This window comes from Actinomadura harenae, from assembly GCF_003696215.1.
Taxonomy (GTDB): domain Bacteria; phylum Actinomycetota; class Actinomycetes; order Streptosporangiales; family Streptosporangiaceae; genus Spirillospora; species Spirillospora harenae.
In genome coordinates, this window is sequence record NZ_RFFG01000091.1 from 1 (window position 1) to 16,303 (window position 16,303).

Here is a 16,303-nt window from a genome sequence, read left to right on the forward strand (position 1 = left end):
TCGGCGGCGGCCCGGACGAGCCGGGTCTTGCCGATCCCCGCCTCGCCCGTGACCAGGACGGCGCCGCCCTGGCCGCGCCGCGCGCCCGCGAGCCGCCGCTCCAGTTCGGCCAGCTGCCCGGCGCGCCCGATCAACCGGTCACCCTCGGGTTCGGGCTCGGGCTCGGGCTCGGAGGGCGCCACGACGGGCGCGGGCGCGGGGGCTCGAACGAGCAGGTCGGGCGACTGGTCGAAGACGGCCTTCTCCAGGTCGCGCAGCTCCGGGCCGGGACTCAGGCCGAGGTCGTCCGACAGGCGCGTCCGGACGCGGCGCAGCGCGGCCAGGGCGTCGGCCTGGCGTCCGGCCCGGTAGAGCGCGAGGACGAGCAGGGACCAGGTGCGTTCCCGGTACGGCTCGGCCCCGGCGATCTCCTCCAGCCCGGTGACCAGGGACGCGTCGTCGCCCAGGGCGAGGCGCGCGTCGTAGAGGTTCTCCAGGGCGGCGAGGCGCGCCTCGGCCAGCCGCGCGACGACCGGGAGCGCGAACTCCTGGTCGGCGAACTCCCCCAGCGGGTCGCCCCGCCACAGGTCCAGGGCGCGGCCGAGGGTCTCGGCGGCCCGCCGGTGATCGCCGCGCGCGAGGGCCGTCCGGCCGTCCTCGGCCTCGGCGGTGAACCGCCAGAGGTCGATCCGCCCGGGCGGGACGGCCAGCAGGTAGCCGGGTTCGCGGGTCAGCAGGATCGTCGGCGGGGTGCGCGGCGGGCGGTCCGGTTCGAGGGCCTTGCGGAGCGGCGCGATGTACGCCTGGAGCGTCCGGGTCGCCCCGGCGGGCGGCTCCCCGGCCCACAGCTCGTCGATCAGCCGGTCGAGGGAGACGACGCGTCCGGGTTCCAGGGCGAGCATCGCGACGAGGGCCCGCTGCTTGCGCGTGCCGAGGTCGAGCGCGCCCCGTCCGGCCGCGGTCACCTCGAGCGGGCCGAACAGCCGGAACTCCAGCTCCTCCGTCATGGTCCTCCCCCTCCGGAACGCTCCATCCCCACGGTGCGTCCGAAAGATCAGCCTATGGGACCCCAGCTCAGGTGGGACCCCAGCTCAAGCCCAGCTCGTTCCCAACGTCCACGCGGGACGGTGGAGCCGTTCACCCCGAACGACGACATGAAGGACATGACATGAGCCTTGGGAACGAACTGCGCACCGTCCTCCGCGGCACGGTCCTCGAGGCCGGGGACGCGGGCTTCGAGGCGGCCCGCCGGCCCTGGAACCTCGCGATCGAGCAGCCGGTCCTCGCGGTGGTCGAGGCCGCGGGCGCCGACGACGTCGCGGCGCTCGTCCGGCGCGCCCGGCTGGCCGGGCTGACCATCACGACGCAGCCCAGCGGGCACGGCGCGAGCGGCGACAGCGAGGGGACGATCCTGCTGCGCACCGGACGGCTGGACGAGCTGAGCGTCGACCCGGCGGCCCGCACCGTCCGCGTCGGCGCGGGCGTCCCGTGGGGGCGGGTGCTGGAGGCGGCGGGCCCGCACGGCCTGACCGGCCTGGCGGGGAGCAGCCCGGTCGTCACGGTCACCGGCTACACGCTCGGCGGCGGGCTGAGCTGGTTCGGGCGGAGGCACGGCTTCGCGTCGAGCAGCGTCCGGGCCTTCGAGGTCGTGGACGCGACGGGCGCGCAGGCCCGCGTGACCGCCGAGTCCGACCCCGACCTGTTCTGGGCGCTGCGCGGCGGGGGCGGCGACCTCGCGATCGTCACCGCGATCGAGTTCGACCTGCACCCGGCGCCCGAGCTGTACGGCGGGCGGATGCTGTGGCCCGCCGACCGGGCCCGCGCCGTCCTCGACGCGTACCGCGAGGTCACCGCGTCCGCGCCGGACGAGCTGACCGCCTGGTTCGAGCTGCTCCAGTTCCCGGGGGCCGCGCCGCTGGTCGCCGTCGACTCCACGTTCCTCGGCGCGGGCGGCGACGGCGAGGCGCTGCTGCGCCCGCTGGAGAAGGTGGACGGGCGGATCTCCGACTCGCGCGGCCCGCTGCCGGTCGCCGAGCTGGCCTCGATCACGGCCGAGCCGACCGACCCCGGGCCGGGGCGGTCGCGCTCCGAGCTGCTGACCGGGCTGACCGACGAGGTCGCGGACGTCCTGCTGGACCGCCCGATCGCCCCGCTGCTCAGCGTCCAGGTGCGGCATCTCGGCGGGGCGCTGGCCCGGCCGTCCGACTCGGCCGCCGGGCACCTGGACGAGCCGTTCGCGCTCCACATGTTCGGGATCCCGGGCGAGGACGGCGGCGCCGCCGTCGCCGCGCGGCAGCGGGAGATCGCCGACGCGCTCATCCCCCACACGACCGGGCGCAAGCCGTTCACGCTGCTCGCGCCCGGCGAGCGCGCCGCCCAGGCGTTCACCCCGGACGCGCTGGACCGGCTCCGCGCCCTGAAGCGCCACCGCGACCCGCGCGGCACGTTCCGCGGCAACTTCCCGCTCCTGAGCGGAATGTGACACGAGACACTTCCATACTCGTACCCCCTATGGGTATTGTCTCCGCAGTCGAACCGAGAAGCGATCCGAAGGAGCAACACCAGTGGGTACTCAGGAGCGCATCGTCGTCGTCGGCGCGTCGCTGGCGGGGCTGCGCGCGGCGGCGACGCTGCGCGAGGAGGGGTTCGCCGGAGCGCTCACCCTCGTCGGGACCGAACCGCACCGGCCGTACAACCGGCCGCCGCTGTCCAAGAGCGTGCTGGAGGGCGACGACGACGTCAGCCTGCCCGGTTCCGAGGAGATCGACGCGGACTTCCTGGGCGGGCGCGGCGCCGTCCGCCTCGACGACGGCGCCCGGACCGTCACCCTGGACGACGGCGCCGAACTCCCCTACGACGGCCTCGTGATCGCCACGGGCGCCCGCCCGCGGCGCCTGCCCGGGGACCGGGCCGACCTCGCCGGGGTGCACGTGCTCCGCACCCTCGACCACGCGCTCGAACTGCGCGAGGCCCTGGCGGGCGTCCAAGGGCGGGTCGTCGTCATCGGCGGCGGGTTCATCGGCGGCGAGGTCGCCTCGACCGCCCGCGCCGCCGGGCACGACGTCACCGTCATCGACGCCGCCGAGCCGATGGCCCGCGTCCTCGGCGGGACGGTCTCCTCCTGGCTCGCCGGCCACCACCGCGACAACGGCGTCGACCTCATCACCGGCACCCGTGTCACGGAGCTGACCGGCGAGGACGGGCGGGTCACCGGCGTCCGGCTGGACGACTCCTGGACCGTTCCGGCCGGGCTGGTCGTCGTCGCGACGGGCGTCGTCCCGAACACCGAGTGGCTGGAGGGCAGCGGCGTCCGGGTGGACGACGGTGTGGTGACCGACGACCGCCTGTTCGCGGCCGGCCACGCCGACATCGTCGCCGCCGGGGACGTGGCGCGCTGGCCGCACACGCTGTTCGGGGACGAGACGGTCCGGATCGAGCACTGGTCGAACGCCAACGAGCAGGGCGCGCACGCCGCGCGGAACCTGCTGCGCGGGCCCTTGGAGGCCGTCCCGTTCAGCCAGGTCCCGGCTCTGGGCACGCGCGTGCACGGCACCCGCGTCCAGTACGCGGGCCTCCCCCACCTCGCCGACGCGAGCACCGTCGTCGAGGGCGCCCCCGAGGACGGCAGGTTCTCCGTCGCCTTCACCCGCGGGGGCGTCCTGGTGGGCGCGGCGACGGTGAACTTCCCGAAGGAGCTCACCCGCCTCCGCAAGGCGATCGCGGCGGGCGAGTCCCTCTAGGCGAGCCTTCTTAGGCGATTCCCTCTGGTCAGCGGCCCTCGGCCATGGCGACGGCGGGCTCGTCCGCCGGGGCCCCGGCCGGGGCCTCCGCGCGGGCGCGGGGCTGGGCCAGGGCCGCGTAGACGGCCACGGCCCCGACGGCGCTGACCGCGGCGAGCCCCCAGAGGCTCACGTGCAGCGCGTGGGTGAAGGCGGCGGCCAGCCGGACGTGGTCGCCGCCGCCCAGGTCCCCGGCGGCGACGTCCGCGGCCAGGCGGTGCGACGGGACGCGGGTCCCGACCAGGCTGACCAGGACGGCCCCGAACACCGCGATCACGATGGCCTCGCTGCCGAGCCGCATGGTGTTGAGGAACCCGGCGGCCATCCCCGCGCGGGCGGGCTCGACGATGCTCATCGCGAGCCCGTCGTTGATCCCGAAGGACAGCCCCGCGCCGAGCCCCACCAGGAGCAGCGGCCCCGCGAGGACCCAGGGGGACGACCCGGGCTCGATCACGGTGAGCCAGGCGTCCCCGGCGGCGAACAGCAGCAGCGACAGGCCGATCAGCCCCCGCGGCGACACACCGCGCGTGGCCAGCGCCCCGGCGACGGGCGGCGTGACGAGGACGGGCCCGGTGAGCAGCAGCATGACCGTCCCGGCGCGTCCGGCGGACATCCCGCCCGCGCCGACCAGGTACGTCGGCAGGTAGGTCAGCAGCGTCACGAACCCGAACGTCGTGACGACCGGGACGAGGCAGAGCGCCAGGAAACGGCGGTCGCGGACGAGCGTCAGGTCGAGCAGCGGCGCCGCCTTCCGCGCCTGGAGCCTGACGAAGAGGACCAGCAGGACCACGCCGCCGACCAGCAGTCCCAGCACGGCCGGACCCGTCCAGCCCCACTGCGGGCCCTGCACCGCGCCCAGCACCAGCGCGCCCAGCGCGGCGACGAACATCAGCGCGCCCGTCCCGTCCATGCGGGGACGCTCCGGCGCGCGCGACTCCGCCACGAACCCGGCGCCGCACAGCGCCGCGATCAGGATCGCCGCGTGCAGCGCGAACGTCGCGCGCCAGCCGAGACCGCCGACCAGCCATCCGGACAGCGTCGGCCCGGCGGCCAGGCCGAGCCCCGCCGCGCTTCCCATGGCCGCGAACGCGCGGGTCCGCGCGGCGCCCTCGAACGTCGTCGCCAGGATCGCGCCGCCGCTGGCGAACACCCCGGCCCCTCCGGCGCCCGCGACGGCGCGCGCCACGTCCAGGGCCACGATCCCGGGCGCGAGCGCCGCCGCCAGGGACCCGGCCGCGAACAGCGCCGCGCCCGCGACGAACACCCGGCGGCGTCCCACCAGGTCGGCCGTCACGCCCGCGACCAGCAGGAACGCGGCGAAGACGAGGTTGTAGGCGTTCATCACCCACTGCAGCGGCGCCCCGGACGTGCCGAGCGCCGTCCCGATCCCGGGCAGCGCGACGGCCGCCCCCGAGATCGACATCGGCACCGTGGCGAACGCCGCGAGCACCACCGCGAGGGTGAGCCCCGGACGGGACGAACGTGTCGGCTTACTGGTCACAGGCCCACTCCTGGCGGTTCCCACGGGCGACCCCAGCGGCCACCGAGGAGATAATGCCACCGAGTGGCAAAAGCTGTCAAAAGGCGAATGATCACAAGGGGCGAGTGGCGGCAAGGGGCGAAAGCCCCCTGGTGGTACGCTGGCCGGGTGCCCCAGACCACCCCCGCCGGGGTCCGGGAGGACCTCAGCGCCCTGCCGCTCCGCGAGCGCAAGAAGCTGCGGACCCGCCGCGCCCTGGCCGAGACCGCGCTCCACCTGTTCGTCGAGCGCGGCTACGACGCGACGACCCTCGACGACCTGTGCGACGAGGTCGAGGTGTCCAAGCGGACGTTCTTCCGCACCTACCCGTCCAAGGAGGACGTCGCGCTGGCCGCCGACAGCGACCTGTGGTCGGCCTACCTCGACGACGTCGCCGCCCTCGCCCCCGAGGGCCCGCTCGTGGACGTCCTGCACGCCGCGCTGCACACCACGCTCGACTCCATGGACGCCGACTGGGACCGCCGCTTCCTCGCCGCCCGCGACCTCTGCGACACCGTCCCCGCGCTCCAGGCGCACAGCCTGCGCTACTGCCACGACACGACGCAGGCCATCATCGACCAGGTCAGCGCCCGCCGCGGTGTCTCGCCGGACGACGTCCACCTGCGCCTGGCCATCGAGATCGTCGTCGCCTCCTGGCGCACCGCGTCCCTCGCCTGGACCGCCCAGAAGGGCCGCGGCGGCCGCGCCGCCCTCACCGGCCTCCTGACCGCCACCTTCGCGGAACTCCCCACGGCCCTGTCCTTCGCCCCCTGACCGTCACCTGGCCGACCGTCACCTGACCGAACGTCGCCCGGGCGGCGCTCAGCCCCGGCCCCACCGGGGACCTAGGTCCACCCGAACCGGCGACCAGGGCCCCGTGCCACCTACCTCCCCGCATCGCAGGATGAGTCCAGAGGCCACCGCACCCGCGGCGACCGCGTCCCGCGAGGAGAGCCCCCCATGCCCACCCCCGACCAGCCCCTCTCCACGACCGGCACCTCCCCTCACCAGGACCGCGCGGCGACCGTGGCGTGGCTGGGACCGGACCGTCCCCTGCTGCGCTTCCTGACCGCGGCGTGGCTGATCGTCAACATGGTGAGCGTGGTGGTCTGGGCGGTCCTCTGCATCACCGGCCTGCACTGGGAGACCCCGTGGTGGCTGTGGTCCTTCGCCCCTCCCGGCGCGGTCCTCGCCGCCCTCTGGTGGATCACCGACACCAGGCGGACGTGACCTCGCACCTGCCCGGCCCGCCCCGGGCGGCCTGGTGTATGAAGTACGGAGGTCGTCGACGGTCGGGTGTGCTCATGGCTTTGGTGGACGGCGTCACGCGGCGCCGGGAGAGGCGGAGGCAGCTCCCCGAGGAGGTGGCCGCGCATGTGCGCCAGCAGATCCTCGCGGGACGGCTCCGGGCCGGTGACTTCCTGCGAACGGAGCCGATCGCGGAGGCGGTCGGGGTCAGCACCACGCCCGTCCGGGAGGGGCTGCTGACCCTGCGCAGCGAGGGGTTCGTACGGCTCGTGCCCCGGCGGGGGTTCGTGGTCGCGCCGTTCACCCGGCAGGACGTCCTGGACCTGTTCTGGGCGCAGGCACGGCTCGCGGGCGAACTCGCGGCGCGGGCCGCGAAGCGGATCACGCCGGAGCGGCTCCGGCGCCTGGACGCGATCGTCGCGTCACACGCGGAGGCCGCCCGGCGCGGGGACGGCGAGCTCGTCGCCGATCTCGGGCACGCGTTCCACCGGGAGATCAACCTCGCCGCCGACGCGCCCCGGCTCGCGTCGCTGCTGGCGTCCACGGTGAAGCACCTGCCGCCGCACTTCTACGCCTCGCTCGACGCGCAGGTGGCGTCCACGGAGAGGTGGCATCCGGTGCTGGTCGTCGCGCTGCGCGCGGGCGACGCCCGCAGGGCGCGGACCCTCATGGAGGAGCACGTCCAGGAGAGCGCGGGCTTCGTGGTCGCGATGCTCGAACGCAACGGCCTCTGGCAGGACGCCGAGCGCGATTCCTGACGAGGGTCGGTCGCCGCCTTGCCGCCGCTGACCAGGGCATTTAGGCTGGGATGTGACCGGCCCCGGGGAGATGATCCCGGCTGGGGCCGCCGGACCTGCCTGATACGGGGTTTCGACCTATCCAGCGCCGTCCGTCCGCCGATCGAGACTGACGGCGAGGAAGGACGACATGCGCAAGGTAGCCGATTGCAGGCAATTCCCTAGCGATATCAACTGCACGCTGACCATCTCCGGCGAGGAGGACGAGGTCCTGCGTGCGGCCACCGAGCACGCGGTGTCCGCGCACGGGCACACCGACAGCCCCGAACTGCGTGAGCAGCTGCGCGGAATGCTGAAGGACGAGGTGCCGCAGCACGCCTGAACGGTGTGACCGGCAAGCCCGCGGCGACCACCGGCCGGGAGTGCCCGGCCGGTGATCGCTGGTGATCGGGGGCCTCCGGTCCGGTCAGGCGGTCGCCGCCTGAGGGCCGGGAGCCCCGCCTTCGGGCGGGAGCCGCCGTCAGCGCGGGGCCGATGCGGGGAGCAGCGGGCCCTTGCGCGCCTTGCGGGTCGCGGCGAGCGCGCCCACGAGCCCCCCGGCGACACAGGTCGCCAGAAGTCCGGCGTACTGGGGGAACGACACGGCGAACCACGCCTCGCCGGTCATCGACCTGCCCAGCGCGGCCAGCGACAGCGCGGCGATCGCGCTGCCGAGGAGGGCGCCCGCGCCCGTCGCGACGAGCACCTCCCAGCAGACCGCCCGGACGAGCTGGGCGGGCAGCGCGCCGACCTGCCGGAGCAGCCGGAGGCTGTCGCCCCGGTCCGCCATCGCGACGGCCGCCGCGTTCACCACGGCGATCACCGTGAAGACGGTCGCCGAGCCGACCATGACCGGGGCGACCCAGGCGAGCGCGCCGGTCCGGTGGAAGCCCTTCCACACGTCCTCGGTGTCCACGGAGAAGAGGAACGTGCAGGCCAGCGCCATCGTCAGCATCACGGGCGAGACCATCGCCCAGGCGCGTCCGGGGGCGGCGAGCAGGGCCGAGCAGGCGAGCCGCCCGGGGAGCCGGTCGATCCGGATCAGCACGGGCCCGAGCATCCGGACCAGGCCGGTCAGGATGCCGGGGCCGAGCGAGCCGACGCCCACGCAGAGGAGCAGCGTCGTCCCGAAGGCCGCGGGCTCCGCGTCCTTGACCGGCATCCGCGACGTCGCGACCGCCAGCCAGAGTCCGCCGAGCAGCACCGCGCCGCCGAAGACCAGGCGCGGCATGGGCAGGATCCCCCGCTGGACGTGCGTCTCCCGCAGCACCTCCAGCGGCCGCAGCCGCACCGCCCGGCGCGCCGCGCCGAGCGCCGCGCCCAGCATGACCGCCGGGCCCGTGACGAACGCGAGGAGGAACGGGACGGGCGAGAGGTGCACCGGGACGTCCGTCGGGGCGAACCCGACCTCCCGCAGGAACACGGCCATGGCCTTCGCGTACGGGACGGCCAGCACCGACCCGAGCGCGCTCGCCGCGAGGGCCAGGGTCAGCGCCTCGGCGAGGACGAGGCGCCGCATCTGCGGCGCGGTCATCCCGATCGACCGCAGCAGTCCCCACGTCCGGCGGCGCCGTCCGGCGTGGAGGCCGAGCATGCCCCCCACGACGAACACCGAGACGAACCCCGACAGGAACGCGGACAGGATGAGGATCCCGGTCACGCCGTCGAGTTCGGACCTCGGCGCGGCGGCGGCGACCAGCAGGCTGTTGCCGCTGACGAGCACCACGGCCGTCAGCACCGCGACGAAGCAGGCCGCGAAGCCGAGCCGGTCGTTCCGCACGTTCCGCCAGGCCAGACGCAGGATCAGGGGGGCCCGCGCCCAGCGGCGCGCTTGTTCGCTTCTCATGTCCTTGATCATCTGGCGCGGGCCCCGGCGGCGGCTTCGGCCGTTCGGGCACGGCCCGCTCCCCCCGCCGGACGACGCGCCCCCGAGGCCGCCCTCCGGGTCACCCTGACCCCCGTTCCGGGACGCCCGGCCGCGCCGGGTCGGTGACCCTCGGCACATCCTGCTTGAACACGTTCAAGCAAGGGCTACAGTGCCGCCATGAAGGTGGTCATCCCCGGGGGAACCGGGCAGGTCGGAGCGATCCTCGACCGAGCGCTGACGGCGGCCGGACACGACGTCGTCCTCCTGACGCGACGTCCGTCCGGGCCCCGCGAGGTCGCCTGGGACGGCCGGACCCCCGGCCCCTGGACGGACGAGATCGACGGCGCCGACGTCGTCGTCAACCTGGCCGGACGCAGCGTCGGCTGCCGCTACACCCCGGCGAACCTCCAGGACATGATGGACTCGCGGGTCCGGTCGACCGAGGTCGTCGGCGAGGCGATCGCGAGCGCCGCCGTCCCGCCCCGCGTGTGGCTCCAGGCGAGCACCGCGACGATCTACGCGCACCGCTTCGACGCGCCGAACGACGAGGCGACGGGCGAGATCGGCGGGCGCGAGCCCGGCGTCCCGCGCTACTGGGAGTACAGCGTCCGCATCGCGCGGAACTGGGAGGCCGCGCAGCTGCGCGCCGACACGCCGCGCACCCGCCGCGTCGCGCTGCGCACGGCGATGGTGATGAGCCCGGACCGCGGCGGGATCTTCGCCCACATGCTCGGCATGGTCCGGCTCGGCCTCGGCGGGCCGGTCGCGGGCGGCGGCCAGTACGTCTCGTGGATCCACGACGCCGACTTCGTCCGGGCGGTCCTCTTCCTCATCGAGCGCGAGGACCTGAGCGGACCGGTCAACCTCACCTCCCCGGAGCCGCTTCCCTACCGCGACTTCATGCGGAACCTGCGCAAGGCGTGGGGCGTCCCGATCGGGCTCCCGGCCACCGCGTGGATGGCGGAGTTCGGCGCCCTGGCCCTCCGCTCCGACACCGAGCTCCTCCTGAAGAGCCGGCGCGTGACGCCCGGACGCCTCCTGGACGCGGGCTTCGCCTTCGAGCACGAGGAGTGGCCCGGCGCCGCCCGCGACCTGGTCGCCCGCGTCCGCTCCCGCTCCTCCTAGCGGCCACGACCCCGCCCTCCGCCGGCCGCCGCCCCCTCCCCCAGGGGACGGCGGCCGGAGCGTTTTCCCAGGTCAAGCCCGTGATCAATGCGTCCCCGGGAATGCTTCGGCCGGGCGGGCGGTTGACCCTTCGGGTCCCTCGCGCGACGCGCGTGCTAGGGTGCGGACCGTCCTTCGAGGAGGAGTTCCCGACATGGTGAGTGACGACGACATCTCCGGCTGAGAGGCCCGGGCGTCCGGGCGCGTTCTGATCGTTCTCTGATCCGCGACCGGCTCAGCGTCGTCCCCTGTTCACCTTTTCCCGTGTTCGGCCTTGTGCTGCCGCATGGGCGTTCTTCCAAGGACTCACGCATGTCCGTATCTCCCATCATCGTTTCCGGCCTGTCCTTCGTCTGGCCCGACGACGTCCCGGTCTTCCAGAACCTCACCTTCAGCGTCGAGGCCGAGCGCGTCGGCCTGGTCGCGCCCAACGGCGCGGGCAAGAGCACGCTGCTGCGCCTCGTCGCGGGCGTCCTCACGCCGTCCGCCGGGTCCGTCACGGTCGAAGGCGTCCTCGGATACCTTCCGCAGGACCTCCCGCTGACCGCCGGACGCTCGGTCGCCGACGTCCTCGGGATCGCGGAGGTGATCGCCGCGCTGGACGCCATCGAGTCCGGCGACACCGACGAACGCCACTTCGCCGCCATCGGCGACGACTGGGACGTCGAGGACCGCGCCCGCGCCGAACTGGAGCGGCTCGGCCTCGGCGGCGTCTCCCTGCGCGACCCGCTCGACCGGCTCAGCGGCGGCCAGATCGTGTCGCTCGGTCTCGCCGCGCTCCTGCTGCGGCGTCCCGACGTCCTCCTGCTGGACGAGCCGACCAACAACCTCGACCTCGCCGCCCGCCGCAAGCTCTACGACCTGCTGGAAGGCTGGCGCGGCTGCGTCCTGGTCGTCAGCCACGACCGCGAGCTGCTCGACCGCGTGGACCGGATCGCCGAGCTGTCCGGCGGCGAGGTCCGCTTCTACGGCGGCAACTACACCGCGTACGAGGAGGCCGTCGCCAACGAGCGCGAGGCCGCCGAGCGCAACCTGCGGAACGCCGAGCAGGAGCTCAAGCGCGAGAAGCGCGAGATGCAGCAGGCCCGGGAGCGCGCCGAGCGCCGCGCCGGGAACGCCGCGCGGAACCTCAAGGACGCCGGGCTCCCGAAACTGTTCGCGGGCAACATGAAGCGCAGCGCGGAGAAGGCGGCCGGGAGCGCCCAGACGATGCACGCGTCCCGCGTCGGCGACGCGCAGGAACGCGCGGACGAGGCGGCGCGGGCCGTCCGGTCCGACCAGAGCATCGCGCTGGAGCTCCCGGGCACGCGCGTCCCGGCGGGACGCACCCTGTTCGTCGGCGAGGACCTGCGCAAACGCCTCGGCGACACCGACCTGTTCGCGGGCGGGGTCGACTTCGCGATCCGCGGCCCGGAACGCGTCGCGCTGTCCGGCGCGAACGGCGCCGGGAAGTCGACGCTGCTGCGGCTCGTCCACGGCGACCTCGAACCGGACTCCGGGACCGTCCGGCGCGCGGACGGACGCGTCGCCTACCTCTCCCAGCGTCTCGACCTGCTCGACGACGACCGGACGATCGCGGAGAACTTCGCGGCGGCCGCGCCCTCGCTGACCGACGCGCAGCGGCTGAACGTCCTGGCGCGCTTCCTGTTCCGGGGGCAGCGCATCCACCTGCCGGTGCGCGTGCTGTCCGGCGGCGAGCGCCTCCGCGCGACGCTCGCCTGCGTCCTGTACGCCGAGCCCGCCCCGCACCTCCTGCTGCTGGACGAGCCGACCAACAACCTCGACCTCGTCAGCGTCGGCCAGCTGGAGAACGCGCTCGACGCGTACGAGGGCGCGTTCGTCGTCATCAGCCACGACGAGCGCTTCCTCGACCGGATCAAGGTCACCCGCCGCCTCACCCTGGCCGGCGGACGCCTGACCTCGGTCGAGAACCTCGCGCCCTGACCGGCCCGGGGAAGGGGACGGGCGTCCCGAAAAGGTCCTTTCGGCCGATTGCCACCGGGCCGCCCGTCTCGGAACCTGAGCCGCATGACGGAAAGACGGCGGACGTCCGCCCTGATCCCGGTGATCCTCTCGCCGCGCCGGCTCCTGCTCGCCGCGGCGGCCGTGTTCGCGGCGGCCATCGCCTTCCAGGCGTTCGCCATCGCGACGACCTGGGGCCCGGCGTACTGGCCGTTCGGAAGCGTCGCGGCGTCGCTGGTCTGCGCACTGGCCCTCGTCCGCCGCCGGTGGCCGACCGGGACGGTGGTGGCGGCGATCGCCGTCGCGGCCGTCGCGACCGCCGTCGCCCGGGGCGCGCACCTCCCGTCCGAGCCGAGCCCGGCCATGACGCTGGGACTGGCCCTGCTGGCCGCCTCCGCGTTGCGGACGTTCCCGGCCGCGACCGCCGGAGCCGTGGCGGGCGGCGTCCTGGCCGTGGCGGTGGCCGGCGGGATCGCGGCCCGGACGTCCTCCGGCAACTCGGCCGTGGCCAACCTGAACCTGCTGGGATCGCTGGCCGCCGTGACGATCGGCCTCGCGCTGCGGCTGTCGGCCGCTCGGGGGCGGGCCGCCGCCGACCGGGTGCGCCGCGAGGAGCGCCTCGCGCTCGCCCGCGAGATGCACGACGTCGTCGCGCACCACATCGCGTCCCTGCTGATCCAGACGCAGGCGGCGCAGGTCGTCGCCCGGCGGCGTCCCGGGGACGTGCCGCGGACGCTCACCGACATCGAGAGCACGGGCGCCGAGGCGCTCGCCGCGATGCGCCGCTCCGTCGCCCTCCTGCGCGACACCGGCGACGCCGGGGACATCGACGACGCGGCGCCCCTGTCGTCCGGCCCGGAGAGCCTGGACGACCTGGTGCACCGCTTCGGCCGGTCCGGGCCCACCGTCCGGCTGCGCGGGCCCGGCGACGACCACGACTGGCCGCCCGAGGTGACCGGCACCGTCTACCGGGTCGTGCAGGAGTCGCTGACGAACGTCGCGCGGCACGCGCCGCAGGCCGGTTCGGTCGCGGTGACCGTCCGGCGGGACGGCGACCGCGTCGGCGTCGAGGTCGTCGACGACGCCCCGCACGGCACCCGGCCGCGCGGACGCGCCGGATTCGGGCTGCTCGGCATGCGCGAGCGCGTCGAGGCCCTCGGCGGGACGCTCGACGCCGGTCCCGGGGACGGCGCCGGCTGGGCCGTCCGCGCCGTCCTGCCCGTCCCGCCGTCCGGGAGGGCCGGATGACCGTGCGCGTCCTGATCGCCGACGACCAGGCGATGATCCGCGGCGGCCTCCGCCTCATCCTCGAGGACGAACCCGGCATCGAGGTCGTCGCGGAGGCCGCCGACGGCGTCGAGGCCGTCGAGGCCGCCCGCCGCCTGCGTCCCGACGTCTGCCTCGTGGACATCCGCATGCCCCGACTCGACGGCATCGAGGTCACCCGCGCCCTCGCCGGCCCGGACGTCGCCGACCCCCTGCGCGTCGTCGTGGTCACCACCTTCGACCTGGACGAGTACGTCTACGGGGCACTGCGCGGCGGCGCGGTCGGGTTCGTCCTCAAGGGCGCGGGACCGTCGCTGCTCGTCGAGGCCGTCCGCGCGGCCGTGGCCGGTGAGGCGCTGGTCTCCCCGTCCGTGACCGTCCGCCTGCTGCGCCACCTGACCGAGGGGACGGCCCCCCGCCTCGCCGTGCCCCTGAGCGACCGCGAGCTGGAGGTCGTCCGGGCCGTGGCCCGCGGACGCTCCAACCAGGAGGTCGCCGCCGCGCTGTTCATCTCGCTGAGCACCGTGAAGGGCCACATGGCGAGCGTCCAGTCGAAGCTCGGCCTCCGCAACCGGGTCGAGATCGTCGCCTGGGCCTGGGAGAACAAGATCGTCAAGGAGTCCTGAAAGGGCCGAAAGTACTGCCCCGGTCCCGCCGAAGGGTGCTTTGGGCCGATGGCCCGGACGCCGCGTCCGCGAAGGATCGGGGCATGCCTCACGACGACCCCCGTCCTCCCGTGCTGCGCGCCGAGGGCCTGACCAAACGCTACGGACGCCGACGGCGCCCCGCCCTGGACGGCATCGACCTGACGATCCCGCCGGACCGCATCATCGGCCTGGTCGGCCCCAACGGCGCGGGCAAGTCGACGCTCCTGCACATGGCGTGCGGCCTGACCGAACCGACGTCCGGCAGCCTCCAGATCCTCGGGTCCCGCCCCGCCGCGGACGCCGCCCACCTGGCCCGCGTCGGCTTCATGGCGCAGGACGCCCCCGTCTACCGCTCCTTCACCGTCGCCGAGCACCTGCGTCTCGGCGCGCGGCTCAACCCGGGCTGGGACATGGCGTTCGCCGAGCGGCGCGTCCGCGAGGCGGGGCTGGACCCGTCCCAGAAGGCGGGCGGCCTCTCCGGCGGGCAGCGCGCCCAGCTCGCGCTCACGATCGCCGCCGCGAAACGCCCCGACCTGCTCATCTTCGACGAACCCGCCGCCGCCCTGGACCCCCTCGCCCGCCAGGGCTTCCTCCAGAGCCTCATGAGCTTCGTGGCCGACCTGAAGGCCGGGGCCATCCTGTCCTCGCACCTGCTGGGAGACGTCCAGCGGGTGTGCGACCACATCATCGTCCTGTGCGACGCCCGCGTGCAGATCGCGGGCGACGTCACCGACCTCCTGGCCACCCACTGCAGGCTGCCGTCCGCGCACGTCCCCGCCGGGGCCGAGCTGATCGACGGGTCCCTGGCCCGCTTCACCGTCCCGCCCCCTCCGGAGACCGAACCGGTCACCCTCGAAGAACTGGTCCTCGCCTACATGACACGCGCCGAACTCTCCCCCGCCCGCGCCCTCCAGGAGGTCGCGCGATGATCTGGCTCAGCTGGCGCCAGTTCCGCTGGCAGGCCCTCACCGCCGCCGTCACGATCGTCCTGGCCGGTGCCTGGCTGCTCTACTTCGGCTTCGACGTCCGCGACGCCCACTCCGCCGCCCGGTCCGCGTGCCGGACGGGATCCGGATGCCACCAGGCCATGGCCGAGTTCGAGGCCCGCTACCGCGAGACCATGTACTTCGTCGCCGCCGGCCTCGGCCTGGGCCTCGCCCTCCTCGGCACCTTCTGGGGCGCGCCCATGGTGGCCCGCGAACTGGAGGCGGGCACCCACCGCCTGGTCTGGAACCAGAGCATCACCCGCCGCCGCTGGCTGACCACGAAACTCCTGCTCACGGCCCTGGCGGCCATGTCCACGACCGCCGTGATCAGCGCCCTGCTCACCTGGGCGGCCCGCCCGGTGGACGAGGCGAGCGCGAACCGCTTCGACACCATCATCTTCGGCACCCGCAACATCGCGCCGATCGGCTACGCGCTCTTCGCGGTCACCCTCGGCACCGTGGTCGGCCTCCTGGTCCGCCGCACCCTCCCGGCGATCGCCATCACGCTGGTCGCCTTCATCGCCGTCCAGTTCGCCGTCCCGAACCTGGTCCGCCCGCACCTCCTCCCCGCGAAGACCGCCACCATGGCGATGCCCACCGAGGTCATCGACCAGGCCCGGAACCTCGGCGGTATCGGCGGCGGCTCGGTCATCGGCGGCATCACCCTCCCGGACGAGCCCGGCGCCTGGATCAGCTCGACGAGCCCCCTCCTCACCGCCGACGGCCACCCGCTGAGCGCGTCCCGCTTCAACCGGTGCCTGAACAACCCGCCCATGACCGGCGCCCACGGCACCTTCGGCAACACCGCGCCGTGCCTGGGGAAACTCAACCTCCATCTCAAGATCACCTACCAGCCGTCCGGCCGCTACTGGTCCTTCCAGCTCCTCGAGACCGCCCTCTACGTCCTGCTCAGCGCCCTCCTCGCCGCCTTCGCCCTCCGCCGCGTCCGCCACCACCTCACCTGATCCCCCGGGATCAGGAGTTGCGAAGCCCGCCCCACGAAGCGCGTGCACGATACGACGCTCACGAGAGGAACCGACGCCTGGCACCATGCACAACGCCCGGGCACGAGCCAAGGAGCGAGCGTCGTGAAGCGTGCGCACCCCCACG

General features: G+C 74.6%; 15 protein-coding genes. 12 read left to right on the forward strand and 3 right to left on the reverse strand.

Annotated features, from left to right (window positions below):
* Positions 1 to 986 (reverse strand): BTAD domain-containing putative transcriptional regulator (locus EBO15_RS33650; RefSeq protein WP_147481781.1); only part of this gene is annotated, 986 nt, incomplete at its 3' end.
* Positions 987 to 1,147: 161 nt separating this feature from the next.
* On the opposite strand from EBO15_RS33650, the gene EBO15_RS33655 reads away from it, so the two are divergent.
* Entirely contained in the window at positions 1,148 to 2,461 is a 1,314-nt protein-coding gene (locus tag EBO15_RS33655) for an FAD-binding oxidoreductase (protein ID WP_122198522.1), read from the forward strand.
* Between the two features lie 82 nt (positions 2,462 to 2,543).
* The gene (locus EBO15_RS33660) at positions 2,544 to 3,719 is read left to right on the forward strand and encodes an NAD(P)/FAD-dependent oxidoreductase (RefSeq protein ID WP_122198523.1); all 1,176 of its coding nucleotides are present in this window, start codon (positions 2,544 to 2,546) and stop codon (positions 3,717 to 3,719) included.
* A gap of 28 nt (positions 3,720 to 3,747) precedes the next feature.
* On the opposite strand, the gene EBO15_RS33665 is transcribed toward EBO15_RS33660, so the two are convergent.
* A complete protein-coding gene (locus EBO15_RS33665) occupies positions 3,748 to 5,259 on the reverse strand; it encodes an MFS transporter (protein ID WP_199744964.1) in 1,512 nt (503 codons plus the stop codon).
* 147 nt (positions 5,260 to 5,406) lie between these two features.
* Between EBO15_RS33665 and EBO15_RS33670 the strand changes: the two genes are divergently transcribed.
* The 4 genes from EBO15_RS33670 (at position 5,407) to EBO15_RS33685 (ending at position 7,644) form a co-directional block, all read left to right on the forward strand.
* Positions 5,407 to 6,051: a TetR/AcrR family transcriptional regulator gene (locus tag EBO15_RS33670; protein WP_233616612.1), complete on the forward strand. Its 645-nt coding sequence runs from the start codon at positions 5,407 to 5,409 to the stop codon at positions 6,049 to 6,051.
* Between the two features lie 186 nt (positions 6,052 to 6,237).
* Positions 6,238 to 6,507 carry a hypothetical protein gene (locus EBO15_RS33675; RefSeq protein ID WP_122198525.1) on the forward strand — a complete coding sequence of 90 codons (270 nt, stop codon included), beginning with the start codon at positions 6,238 to 6,240 and terminating at the stop codon, positions 6,505 to 6,507.
* Positions 6,508 to 6,581: 74 nt separating this feature from the next.
* Positions 6,582 to 7,283, forward strand: a complete 702-nt coding sequence (locus EBO15_RS33680) for a GntR family transcriptional regulator (RefSeq protein WP_122198526.1) — start codon at positions 6,582 to 6,584, stop codon at positions 7,281 to 7,283.
* Positions 7,284 to 7,452: 169 nt separating this feature from the next.
* The gene (locus EBO15_RS33685; RefSeq protein ID WP_122198527.1) at positions 7,453 to 7,644 is read left to right on the forward strand and encodes a DUF1059 domain-containing protein; all 192 of its coding nucleotides are present in this window, start codon (positions 7,453 to 7,455) and stop codon (positions 7,642 to 7,644) included.
* Positions 7,645 to 7,782: 138 nt separating this feature from the next.
* Here the strand turns inward: EBO15_RS33685 and EBO15_RS33690 are convergent, their stop codons facing one another.
* On the reverse strand, positions 7,783 to 9,147 hold the full coding sequence (locus EBO15_RS33690; protein WP_158628437.1) for an FtsX-like permease family protein: 1,365 nt from the start codon (positions 9,145 to 9,147) through the stop codon (positions 7,783 to 7,785).
* A gap of 198 nt (positions 9,148 to 9,345) precedes the next feature.
* On the opposite strand from EBO15_RS33690, the gene EBO15_RS33695 reads away from it, so the two are divergent.
* The 6 genes from EBO15_RS33695 (at position 9,346) to EBO15_RS33720 (ending at position 16,158) form a co-directional block, all read left to right on the forward strand.
* Complete coding sequence (locus tag EBO15_RS33695) at positions 9,346 to 10,293, forward strand: TIGR01777 family oxidoreductase (RefSeq protein ID WP_122198529.1); 948 nt, start codon at positions 9,346 to 9,348, stop codon at positions 10,291 to 10,293.
* 351 nt (positions 10,294 to 10,644) lie between these two features.
* Positions 10,645 to 12,276, forward strand: a complete 1,632-nt coding sequence (gene abc-f / locus EBO15_RS33700; RefSeq protein WP_122198530.1) for a ribosomal protection-like ABC-F family protein — start codon at positions 10,645 to 10,647, stop codon at positions 12,274 to 12,276.
* 84 nt (positions 12,277 to 12,360) lie between these two features.
* Complete coding sequence (locus EBO15_RS33705; RefSeq protein WP_122198531.1) at positions 12,361 to 13,542, forward strand: sensor histidine kinase; 1,182 nt, start codon at positions 12,361 to 12,363, stop codon at positions 13,540 to 13,542.
* Positions 13,539 to 14,186, forward strand: a complete 648-nt coding sequence (locus EBO15_RS33710) for a response regulator (RefSeq protein WP_122198532.1) — start codon at positions 13,539 to 13,541, stop codon at positions 14,184 to 14,186. The genes EBO15_RS33705 and EBO15_RS33710 overlap by 4 nt, the downstream gene beginning before the upstream one ends.
* A gap of 83 nt (positions 14,187 to 14,269) precedes the next feature.
* On the forward strand, positions 14,270 to 15,136 hold the full coding sequence (locus EBO15_RS33715; RefSeq protein ID WP_122198533.1) for an ABC transporter ATP-binding protein: 867 nt from the start codon (positions 14,270 to 14,272) through the stop codon (positions 15,134 to 15,136).
* On the forward strand, positions 15,133 to 16,158 hold the full coding sequence (locus EBO15_RS33720; RefSeq protein WP_122198534.1) for an ABC transporter permease subunit: 1,026 nt from the start codon (positions 15,133 to 15,135) through the stop codon (positions 16,156 to 16,158). Before EBO15_RS33715 ends, EBO15_RS33720 begins: the two co-directional genes overlap by 4 nt.
* Positions 16,159 to 16,303 lie beyond the last annotated feature (145 nt).